Below are 10,279 nucleotides of genomic sequence, written 5' to 3'. Positions count from 1 at the left end.
CTCAGTTTCAATCAAGGTTTGGTATAAACTCTAAGCGGGATGCCTATGCAGCCCACTTCTGAGCAACCACTTCAGCCAAATCCACTACACGCTGGCTGTAACCCCATTCGTTGTCATACCATGCCACAACCTTCACCATGTCACCACCCATGACCATGGTAAGGGCAGCGTCTACGATGGAAGACATATCCGTTCCTCGGTAGTCACAGGATACAAGAGGTAACTCACTGTAGCCCAAGATTCCCTTCAGAGAACCTTCCGAAGCCGCCTTAAGAACCTCATTAACCTGCTCTGCAATGGTGCTCTTCTCAACCTGAGCTACTAGATCCACAACAGACACGTTAGGAGTAGGTACACGCAGCGCAATACCGTTGAGCTTACCCTTCATCTCAGGAATAACAAGCGCAACAGCCTTAGCCGCACCTGTAGACGTCGGCACAATGTTGACTGCCGCAGCCCGTGCCCGACGTAGATCGCGGTGGCTAGCATCCAGAATCCGCTGGTCGCCAGTGTAGCTGTGAGTCGTGGTCATCGTACCTTTGATAATGCCAAAGTTCTCATGGATGACTTTAACAATTGGTGCGAGACAGTTGGTGGTACAACTTGCGTTACTAATCACGTTGAATGCGTCGTGCTCATACTCATGGGCATTTACACCCACAACGTAGGTTCCAACGTTTGCGCCTTTACCTGGAGCGGTGATCAAAACCTTCTTCGCTCCAGCTTCGATGTGCTTGGACGCGCCTTCATCGGTCACGAAAACGCCCGTCGATTCAATAATGAGATCAATATCCCAAGCTTTCCAGGGCAAGTTTAACGGATTCCGATCAGAGACACATTTGATTGTCTTACCGTTAACCGTAATGGAGCTGTCATCTGCACTGATATCTGCATCCAGCTTACCCAGCATGGAGTCGTACCGAAGAAGATGGGCATTGGTCTTTGGATCAGATGTATCATTGATTGCCACAACCTCCAACTGGCTGTCGGTACGTCCGAGCCAGCAGCGCAAAAAGTTCCGTCCGATACGTCCAAAACCATTAATTGCTACTCTAACCACTGCGTCTTGCCCTCTGTAATATTCATAAATCGCCATTAATGAACCAAATCATACACTCTTATGAGTACCCCTCTCAATAGGGGATCACGATAAAAATTTGACCAACTTGGCCAGAATGCCCGTCCGACAAGGATTTTGAGTCCTAAGTATTTTTGCTCATCAAACATCACGAATGAGCGTACCAGTGATGAGCCGCAATATCGTCATACACACCGTCAGGCACAAGATGGCGAATGGATTGACGCTGACGGCAGCGAGCACGAATGAGGCGGGATGAGATCGGGATCAAGGGCATCTGGAGCGATCGCCCCTTAAACTCCAAACCCTCTTGCCTAAGACGATCGGCCACCGCTTGAATCGCAACCTCGGTTTCATTCAGGATCCAGGCCTCTAGCGATGTGGTGAGCGGTAAATCTGTGGAGGTGAAATCTTGAACGCAAAGCGAATTCAGATCAATCCGAGGCGCAATCAACCATGTACACTGCTCTACCAAGATCTGACGCCCGTACCACTGGGGCAGCGATCGCAGGGCATCTAACCCCATAATCCAATGCCAGAGTACCCCAGGATACGCAGCTTGAAGTTGCTGAAACAGATCGAGAGCATAGGACACGCCCTGTACATCTTGCTGGATCGTAGGCAACACAAACTGAGGCTGATGGGCGATCGCCCGTTGGATCAGCTGAACCCGATGGGGGAATTCTAAAATCTGGTCAAAGGGCTTGTAGTGGGCATAGCGACTTGGAAGCCACAGCACCTGATCCAAGTGGCACTGGGTCAAGGCAGTATCCGCCAGAATGAGATGACCAAGATGGATTGGATTAAACGTTCCACCCAGGATGGCCAGCCGTTTCATAGGGACAAGCAGGATAAACTACAGGCTCTAGCGAACTTCTGCCCAGATGCGCGCCATGGGCAGCGTTAGCAATTTTCGCCAAGTCGGAACGTAGGCACGGGTGCTGAACACATCGTACTGATTTCTCTCAATAGAGTCTAAAATCTGGCGATACAGCAAGAGTGCCGACCATACAGGCCAGCGGGCATCCGGACTTAGCCGACTAATACCCTGTTCAGCCTGGTTAAAGAATTGACGCGCCCGCCGAATTTGGAACGTCATGAGTTCGCGCCAGCGATCGTCAATCACGCTGTTGAATAAATCCGCTTCCGTGTAATTAAACCGCTTTAGATCTTCCAGAGGAAGATAAATCCGCCCACGACGGGCATCTTCACCCACGTCGCGCAGGATATTGGTGAGCTGATTGGCAATACCCAGGGCGATCGCCTCCTCCGTGGGTTTACCCTGGTCAGAGCGAACCCAAGGGGCGTTGCGCTGATTTTCATCCACGCCCATCACCGCTTCGGACATTAACCCCACGGTGCCTGCTACTCGATAACAGTACAGATACAGTTCCTCAAAGGTCTCGTAGCGGTTGCGATAGAGATCCATCCGCTGGCCTGCAATCATATCCCGAAACGGTTCAATGCTGATCGGGAAACGTGCCAGCGTATCGATCAGAGCCAGATCCACATCATCAACAGGATGGCCTGCAAAGATAGACTCCAAATTTTGTTCCCATGCGTCCAGCGTGGCATCAGTAGTTGACGCCGCCTGAGGGCCATCCACCAATTCATCTGTGCGACGACACCATACATAAATGGCCCAAATCGCTTTCCGCTTAACTTCTGACATGAGCATTGTGCCCAGATAGAAGGTTTTGGCATATTCTGCCGTCACCTGACGACATTGCTCATAGGAGTCTGCAAGGGAGACCCGAGAGGTAACAATTGCAGTAGGTTTCGGCAGTTGCAGCATCGCGTTGCAGGCTGGAGGTTTAAAGAGAGTGGAAGGCAGCGATCGCCAGAGAGTTAGGTGCGCGGCTCAAATGATAATAAAGCAAAACTCGCTACGGAGTGACAGCTTGAAGCGGCTGAGCCGCAGAGGAGGAATCCACGCTGGATGCCGGAGGATGGCTGCTAATCGCCTGAGCCGTCAGCTTACCAGACAACACAGCCCCTTCCATACTGGCAAGGTAGCGCTGCATCGTATAGTCGCCTGTGAGATAAAAATTTGAAATCGGGGTCACTTGGCTGGGTCGGTACTCTTGACGACCGGGGGTGGCTTTGTAAACCGAACGCGGCGTTTTCACTACCTTATACTTCAGGAGTTGAGCCGGATTATCCGTACCAAAGTGATTGGGGAAAAGCTTTTTCAATTCCTCCATCGTGGCCTCCACGATCTTCTCGTCAGACTGAGAAATCCAGTCCTGAGCCGGAGCCAACACCAGTTCCAGCATCGAGCGATCAGGATTCTCATACTCTCGGCAGGTGTTGCTCATGTCGGCATACACACTCAGGAGGGGCGATCGCGAAAACAGCAGATGATCAATATCCGTCAGCTTCCGGTCAAACCAGAGATGGAGGTTAATGACGGGCACCCCTTCTAATCCGTCCAGCTTTTGGAAGAAGGACATTTGCTTCCAGGACTGGGGCAGCATCACCTTCAGGGGATCGACAGGCATTGCGGAAACGTAAGCATCGGCGGTCACGATTTCATCATCCGCACCGTCTAGACCTCGAATGAGGAAGCCTTTTACAGAGCCATCTTCATTCAACAAAATTTCTTTGAGGGGTTTGTTCAGGTGAACACTGCCTCCCCGCTCCGTCACGTAGTCCACAATGGGCTGACATAGACGTTCCGTTGGCGCACCATCAAGAAACGCCATGCGTGACCCGTAGCGCTCCTGCAAGAAACGGTTCATGGCCGTTAGGATAATCGTTGATGAAATCTCATCCGGGCCAATGAAGTTGAGCGATTTCGCCATCGCGATGAAAATTTCGTCATTCACCCGCTCAGGAATGCCGTGCTTTTGCAGCCACTCCGTCCATGAATACTGATCCATTTCTTCGACGTAGGCCTGACCCCGCAGCATTACTGGAATCAAACCGAGGCCAAACTTAATCTTCTCCTCCCAGGTCAGCATGTTGTTATTGCGGAGGATCGCCACAATCCCGTTCCAGGGTGCGGGAATATCGGGAAAATCGAAGCGTGAATACACTCCCGGATTATCCGGCTGGTTCATGATCATGGTGTGGTCTTTCCACTGCAAGCGATCTTCGATGCCCAGTTCGCTAAACAGTTGAAGGATATTGGGATAGGCTCCAAAGAAGATGTGTAACCCGGTCTCATACCAGTCCCCATCTTCATCTTTCCAAGCGGCAACTTTTCCACCCAGTACATCTCGGCGCTCCAGTACGATGGGCGTGTGTCCCGCATCGACTAGATACTTCGCGCATGAAAGACCTGCAAGTCCTGCCCCAGCGATCGCAACTCGCATGTAGTTCTATTACCTTCCAAAAATAATGACCAGTGATCACTGATCATTATACGCCTTAACAAACTTCTATTAAGAAAGATTGCAAGGTTTTAGACTTATTAGAAATCCGCTGCGTAATTCGCTGGTAAACCTGGCTATGCTTCTAAGTCGGCGATCGCGCCAACCGTTGCCTGAGCCGCCGTTTGGTAGTCCTTGGGATCTAACCGAATCAGGAGTCCCCGTTGACCCGCGGATACGGTGATCCAATCGAAGGTCATAGCACTATGGTGAAGATAAACCGGATAGTCTTTCTTGCAGGCTAGGGCCGTGACGCCACCGCGAATGTATCCCGTGAGGGGCTGCACATCCTTAAGTGGCGCCGTTTCCACCTTTTTATCGCCGCTTAGGGTTGCCAAGGCTTTGAGATTGAGATGGAAATTACCTGGAATCACGGCAAGGCAAACCCCGTGGCGATCGCCCTTTGCCACGAGGGTTTTAAACACCTGCTCCGGTGGCAGTCCCACCTTTTGGGCGATACTGTCCGCTGCCAAATCATTAGGATTTACCTCATAACTCACCAGATCATAGGCAATCTTCAAGCGATCCAGCACTCGAACGGCATTCGTTTTCTTCATCGACGTTTCCACACTCCCCCCGCCAATACGGCTCCGCCCATAATCAGAAAGCACGACAGTCCCAGTTGCCACGTTGCCGAAGCCAGCCCACAGAGGTTCAGCAGTAGCGTAGACAGCAGCGGCGTTAAATAGGAATGGTGATGGGTGTCAGCCTGATCCGAGTAGGTTCGATGTTCGGCAATGATGCGGTCTACCATAACCGTCAAGATTTCGTGATGCGATCGCTCCAATTCTATCCTGATCCCCTCAACGTTCAGGCTGGTGTCACGACCTAAGACGCCCGCCACGTCAGCATATTCTGCGGTTGCTCGGACATGGAAATTGGGCGATCAATCGTTCCCAAAAGTAGCCCCCGTAGGTACCGCCATCTCTTTTGGGCTTTGCAAGGATAGACGCAAATCACTCACGCAGTGCAGGTCATTCCATGTTCTCTATCCGCTTCCAAACCCAAAATTATCGTCCCGATTTAATCGTTACGCTTCGCAATAGTATCGATGGCTGGGGAATTGATATTCCCGGTATTTACGAAAACGACGCATGGCGGTTTGACCTCGATGAAGACCAATATCCCAACGGTCTCGCCTTCAAATTCGTCCTTGAGCAAACCTACTGGATGATCGGAGTTGATGCGTTTCTGCTCCCGACCGCCGGAGCCGTTTATCCCTACACCGAAGCCCAGGTTCAGTTTCCACCCATGCAAGACCTAGTGGTTGAAAACTCCCGCGTTCAGCAACTCTTCTTTCCACCGAATCTCAACGAAGACCAGCTTTTTGACGTGATTGTGATTGGCTCAGGCATCGGGGGTGGCATCCTCGCCGATCAGCTTTCCGACTTAGGGAAAACCGTCTTAGTGCTCGAAGCAGGCAGCTACCTCTTCCCTACCCACGTCGCCAACCTCCCCCGCCAGCACCAAATCGGCCAGTTTGATAAGCATGTATGGGGACTGTACGACGAATTTCGCATCAATAACTTCACTAACGCGCCCGGATCACAATTCAACGGCGGTCAAGCCTTTAATCTGGGCGGGCGATCGCTCTTTTGGGGAGGATTAATTCCGCGCATGCTCTCTTGGGAAATGGACTTCTGGCCCCAGCCCGTCAAATGGTTTCTAGAAGACAGTGGCTATCAACGTGCCGAAGATCTGATCAATCGCAGTCCGTTCCCCAGCACGCCCTACCATCAGCAAATGAAGCAAACCCTCCGAACGCAATTTCCCGATTTCAACAACTTTGACGCTCCGATGGCCGTACAATACGCCAACGGACGGCTCAGCACCATCCCAGCAGGTATGTTCTCTACCGCCGATCTCCTCATGGAATCTCGGTTAACCAATGGCGCAACGGGAAACCAGTTTCTATCCGTCAATCTCAACCATGTCGTGGTCAGGGTCGAAACGGACGGTAACGACGCCACTGCTGTTGTTGCCTACGACCTCATTGCCAAGACCTATCGCACCTACCGAGCCAAATCTATTGTGCTATCCGCCGGAACCGTAGAAAGTGCCAAGATTGCCCAACTCAGCAACCTTCAAGACCCTAGCGGCAAAATCGGGGTGGGCATCACTGATCATCCGATCTACTTTACCCACTTTGCCTTACCTACCACATCACCCTACTACAGCCCCCAGGACAGTAGTAAAATTTTGCTCCAACACAAAGGTATTAGTGCCAACGACCATGCCTACAACGTTGTTCTGGAAATTGGCGCAGACTATAACCAGGGACGTTTTGTAGATGACGATATCCTGGCAGAACATCAACGCCTAAAGGGCAATATGATGCTCTGTGAGCTTGTGTTCCTGTTTAACTCGCCCCTGATGGATCAGAATACGATTCAACAACAAGGGCCATCCTACGTGAAACCGATCGTGCAAATACAGCCTAGCCCGAGCGCAAATCCATTCCTGGGTGAAATCGATGCCCTCAAAGATCAGATCATTAACGCTCTGGGAGGTATGGCGATCGCCGGACAGGATCTCACCCTCAAACAAGCCGGACTAGGAGGAGTTGCCCATGAAGTCGGAACCCTGCGGATGGGCGAACCGGGGGTAGGCGTTGTCGATACCAACCTCAAATTTCACGGATACACCAACCTCTATGCCTGCGATTTGTCCGTTTTCCCGGCATCACCCGCCGCTAATCCAACCCTGACCCTGGCAGCGTTAGCTATGCGCTTAGCCGACCATTTGCACAGCGTCGGAGGGTAAACGAATGGTGGAGGGGATAGAGCTTCCGGGATCTATCCCCCCGCGTTTGTCCCCCAGAACCTTCGCCTACCCAGCCGCAGCGATCGCCGCTCGTAGATGGGGTAAATACTTCCGAAAAACAACCGCGATCAGGATACACAAAGTCCCCTCTATAGCCAGCGTTGTTTGAACACCAATCTGGCTGGCTAGGATTCCAGCAAAGAGATTACCCAACGGAATCCCCGCTTCCGACGTAAGGGTATAAAATCCCATCACCCGTCCCCGCTTACGATCCTCCACAATCGTTTGAATAAAGGTATTACTGCTGGCACTTTGAATCACTAACATCAGACCAATACACGCGATCAAGAGCAGCGAAAAACTGAGGGTGCGAGATTGGGAAAACAGCAGCAACCCCAAGCCTAGACCAACCGGGGAAACCACAATCAGCTTTTCGATGCCTCGTTTGTCCGGGCGAGAACTGAGATAGAGCGCACCGATCAGTGCCCCGATGGCAGATGCCGTCATCAAAAATCCGAAAATATCAGAGTTACCCCCCAGCACATCATCGGCAAAGACAGGGCCTAGCGCAATGAAGGGCGTTCCCAAAAACGTCGTAAACGCCAACAACAGCAGAACCGTCCGAATAGGCTGAGAATGCAATGTGTAGCTGAACCCAATGGAAATTTCGTGCCAGGGTGGATGCCTTTCCTGCGGGCACTGACGCGATCTAGATTGAAGTTTCATCGCCACAAGGGCAGTAATCACCGCACCATAGCTAATGGCATCCAGAAGAAAGCACATGCCTGCCCCCACAGAGCTGAGCAAGAGTCCGGCGATCGCCGGAGCAAGGAGCCGTGCCCCACTCACCAGGGAGGAATTAAGGGCGATCGCACTGCCCAAGTCAGCTTTGGTTTCAACAATTTCAGAGACGAACGCCTGACGCGTGGGCAAATCAATTGCGGTTAACACGCCCTGAATAAAGCTCAGGACAATCAAATGTCCCACGTCTAGATGATTGGTAAACGCCAAGATCGCCAACGCCAAGGAGCGAATCAGGGCTAAACTTTGGGTCACCAGCAATATATGACGACGATTCCAGCGATCGCCCAGATAGCCCGCAACCGGAGCCAGCACAATACTGGGACTTTGGCCCACAAAGCCCACAATGCCTAACAGAAAGGGGGAATTGGTCAAATGATAGGTCAACCAGATGGCGGCGATCTGCGTCATCCAGGTGCCAACTATAGAAATCCCTTGCCCCACAAAGTAGAGTCGATAGTTCCGATGCTGAAGGGCTTTGAAGGATTGCCTCAATCGAGCAAGGCCGGGTAGCTTGGGGTGAAACCGTTGATGGCTCAAAACATTACAGCAGAAACTTAGGGTTAACGTGGGGTTGAGACGTTTTTCCATTATCTAATACTGGAGGTTCAGACGGGGGGCGATCGCCCAGTTTGCCCGTTCGCAACCATTCTGCCAACGATCCAGGAGCCTGAACATGACTCAAAACCAACTTCAGATCCTGACCTTCCAAAACTTCCTTTTCCATGAGCGATCGAGCGGTTTCGTCCAGCAGATCCCGATTTTGCTCCAAAATGACCAACGCTATCCGATGAGCGTCATCGATCAGTTGATGGATCGCCTGATCAATAGTCGCCGCCACCGGAGCACTCACGGAACGACGCGGAGAAGAGTAGCCCTCCAAGAACGTTTGCGGAGAGCGATCGACGACCACTAACCCCAACGCATCGCTCATGCCGTACAGCGTGACAAATCGTTCGGCAAGGTCAGTCGCTTTTTGCAAATCATCACTCGCCCCCGTAGAGGTCGAGCCAAAGATCACCTCTTCAGCCGAGCGCCCACCCAATAGCATCACAAGCTGTCCCCGAATTTCGGATTCCGTCATCAAAAAGCGGTCTTCTTCAGGCAAACGGAGCGTGTACCCCAAGGCGTCAATCCCGCGGGGCACCACAGAAATTTTTTCTACACTGCCGGAACCGGGCATTAAGGCGGCAATCAGGGCATGGCCGACTTCGTGGTAGGCCACAATTTTTTTCTCCAACTCATTCAATACGCGAGACTTCTTCTCCAGTCCTGCCACAACCCGTTCGATCGCTTCGTTAAAGTCCACCATCCTCACGCTATCGTGACCCTCGCGGGCGGCCAGCAATGCAGCTTCATTCACGAGATTAGCCAGATCCGCTCCCGCAAATCCCGGTGTTCTAGCCGCCAACTTCGACAAATCAACATCGCGAGCTAATTTCACATGGTTGGCATGAAGGTTCAGGATCGCTTCCCGCCCACCTTTATCCGGGCGATCGATCGCGATTTGCCGATCAAAACGACCGGGACGCCGTAAGGCCGGATCTAAAACCTCTGGTCGATTCGTTGCAGCTAACAGGATCACCCCCGTGTTCGGATCAAACCCGTCCATCTCGGAAAGTAACTGGTTTAAGGTTTGCTCCCGTTCTTCGTTGCTGGACTGAATGGGGCTAGCACTGGCACGCGATCGCCCCAACGCATCCAACTCATCAATAAACACGATGCAGGGAGCCTGCCGTTTCGCCTGCTCAAACAAATCCCGCACCCGTGCTGCACCCACACCCACAAAGAGTTCAATAAATTCAGAGCCAGAAATACTAAAAAACGGAACTCTTGCTTCTCCGGCGATCGCCCGTACCAGCAGCGTCTTTCCCGTTCCCGGTGGCCCCACCAACAGCACCCCTTTCGGAATTTTGGCTCCCAGCCGCGTGTACTTTTCCGCATTTTGTAAAAAATCGACAATCTCCCGCAATTCCGCCTTGGCCTCATCAATGCCAGCCACATCGTCAAACGTGACCCCCACACTGCCTTCAGAATAGATGCGGGCTTTACTCTTACCGATCGTCAGGGCCGATCCACCCATCGAGCCTCGGTTCACAATCCAACTCCACATCCCCAGGAAAATCAAGAGCAGCAGCAGCCAACCTAACAGACTTCCCATCCAACCCGAACTGGGCGATGCCGAAAATTCAACGTAATTGGTCACAGAAAGAAGCACACCGTATTGAGAATAAGGCGTTTCCTTCAGTCGTCCAGCAATCAT

Annotated in this window: 9 protein-coding genes; 1 reads left to right on the top strand and 8 read right to left on the bottom strand. The window is 52.0% G+C overall.

Features of this window, described 5'->3' with window-relative positions; genetic code table 11:
- Positions 1 to 43 precede the first annotated feature (43 nt).
- The 6 genes from IGR76_15190 to IGR76_15165 form a co-directional block, all read right to left on the bottom strand.
- On the bottom strand, positions 44 to 1,060 hold the full coding sequence (locus IGR76_15190; protein ID MBF2079817.1) for a type I glyceraldehyde-3-phosphate dehydrogenase: 1,017 nt from the start codon (positions 1,058 to 1,060) through the stop codon (positions 44 to 46).
- 166 nt (positions 1,061 to 1,226) lie between these two features.
- The gene (nadD, locus tag IGR76_15185) at positions 1,227 to 1,916 is read right to left on the bottom strand and encodes a nicotinate (nicotinamide) nucleotide adenylyltransferase (GenBank protein MBF2079816.1); all 690 of its coding nucleotides are present in this window, start codon (positions 1,914 to 1,916) and stop codon (positions 1,227 to 1,229) included.
- 27 nt (positions 1,917 to 1,943) lie between these two features.
- Positions 1,944 to 2,873 carry a phytoene synthase gene (locus IGR76_15180; protein MBF2079815.1) on the bottom strand — a complete coding sequence of 310 codons (930 nt, stop codon included), beginning with the start codon at positions 2,871 to 2,873 and terminating at the stop codon, positions 1,944 to 1,946.
- A gap of 91 nt (positions 2,874 to 2,964) precedes the next feature.
- Positions 2,965 to 4,395, bottom strand: coding sequence for a 15-cis-phytoene desaturase (gene pds / locus IGR76_15175; protein ID MBF2079814.1), 1,431 nt, complete (start codon positions 4,393 to 4,395; stop codon positions 2,965 to 2,967).
- Positions 4,396 to 4,529: 134 nt separating this feature from the next.
- The gene (gene ybaK, locus IGR76_15170) at positions 4,530 to 5,009 is read right to left on the bottom strand and encodes a Cys-tRNA(Pro) deacylase (GenBank protein MBF2079813.1); all 480 of its coding nucleotides are present in this window, start codon (positions 5,007 to 5,009) and stop codon (positions 4,530 to 4,532) included.
- The gene (locus tag IGR76_15165) at positions 5,006 to 5,296 is read right to left on the bottom strand and encodes a hypothetical protein (protein ID MBF2079812.1); all 291 of its coding nucleotides are present in this window, start codon (positions 5,294 to 5,296) and stop codon (positions 5,006 to 5,008) included. Before IGR76_15165 ends, ybaK begins: the two co-directional genes overlap by 4 nt.
- A 137-nt stretch (positions 5,297 to 5,433) precedes the next feature.
- On the opposite strand from IGR76_15165, the gene IGR76_15160 reads away from it, so the two are divergent.
- The gene (locus IGR76_15160) at positions 5,434 to 7,215 is read left to right on the top strand and encodes a GMC family oxidoreductase (protein ID MBF2079811.1); all 1,782 of its coding nucleotides are present in this window, start codon (positions 5,434 to 5,436) and stop codon (positions 7,213 to 7,215) included.
- Positions 7,216 to 7,281: 66 nt separating this feature from the next.
- Here the strand turns inward: IGR76_15160 and IGR76_15155 are convergent, their stop codons facing one another.
- Both IGR76_15155 and ftsH read right to left on the bottom strand, forming a co-directional pair.
- Positions 7,282 to 8,607: an MFS transporter gene (locus IGR76_15155; protein MBF2079810.1), complete on the bottom strand. Its 1,326-nt coding sequence runs from the start codon at positions 8,605 to 8,607 to the stop codon at positions 7,282 to 7,284.
- The coding region (ftsH, locus tag IGR76_15150; GenBank protein MBF2079809.1) for an ATP-dependent zinc metalloprotease FtsH at positions 8,561 to 10,279 on the bottom strand (1,719 nt) is incomplete at its 5' end. The genes ftsH and IGR76_15155, both read right to left, overlap by 47 nt.

The sequence above is a fragment of the Synechococcales cyanobacterium T60_A2020_003 genome, assembly GCA_015272205.1.
Taxonomy (GTDB): Bacteria; Cyanobacteriota; Cyanobacteriia; order RECH01; family RECH01; genus JACYMB01.
Note: the sequence above shows the minus strand (reverse complement) of the source record. Positions and strands in the feature narration are given on the sequence as shown.

Bases quoted from the DNA above. Each gene is read 5' to 3' on its own strand.
- nadD (MBF2079816.1), bottom strand. From the start codon at position 1,916: ATGAAACGGCTGGCCATCCTGGGTGGAACGTTTAATCCAATCCATCTT.
- IGR76_15180 (MBF2079815.1), bottom strand. From the start codon at position 2,873: ATGCTGCAACTGCCGAAACCTACTGCAATTGTTACCTCTCGGGTCTCC.
- pds (MBF2079814.1), bottom strand. From the start codon at position 4,395: ATGCGAGTTGCGATCGCTGGGGCAGGACTTGCAGGTCTTTCATGCGCG.
- ybaK (MBF2079813.1), bottom strand. From the start codon at position 5,009: ATGAAGAAAACGAATGCCGTTCGAGTGCTGGATCGCTTGAAGATTGCC.
- IGR76_15160 (MBF2079811.1), top strand. From the start codon at position 5,434: ATGTTCTCTATCCGCTTCCAAACCCAAAATTATCGTCCCGATTTAATC.
- IGR76_15155 (MBF2079810.1), bottom strand. From the start codon at position 8,607: ATGGAAAAACGTCTCAACCCCACGTTAACCCTAAGTTTCTGCTGTAAT.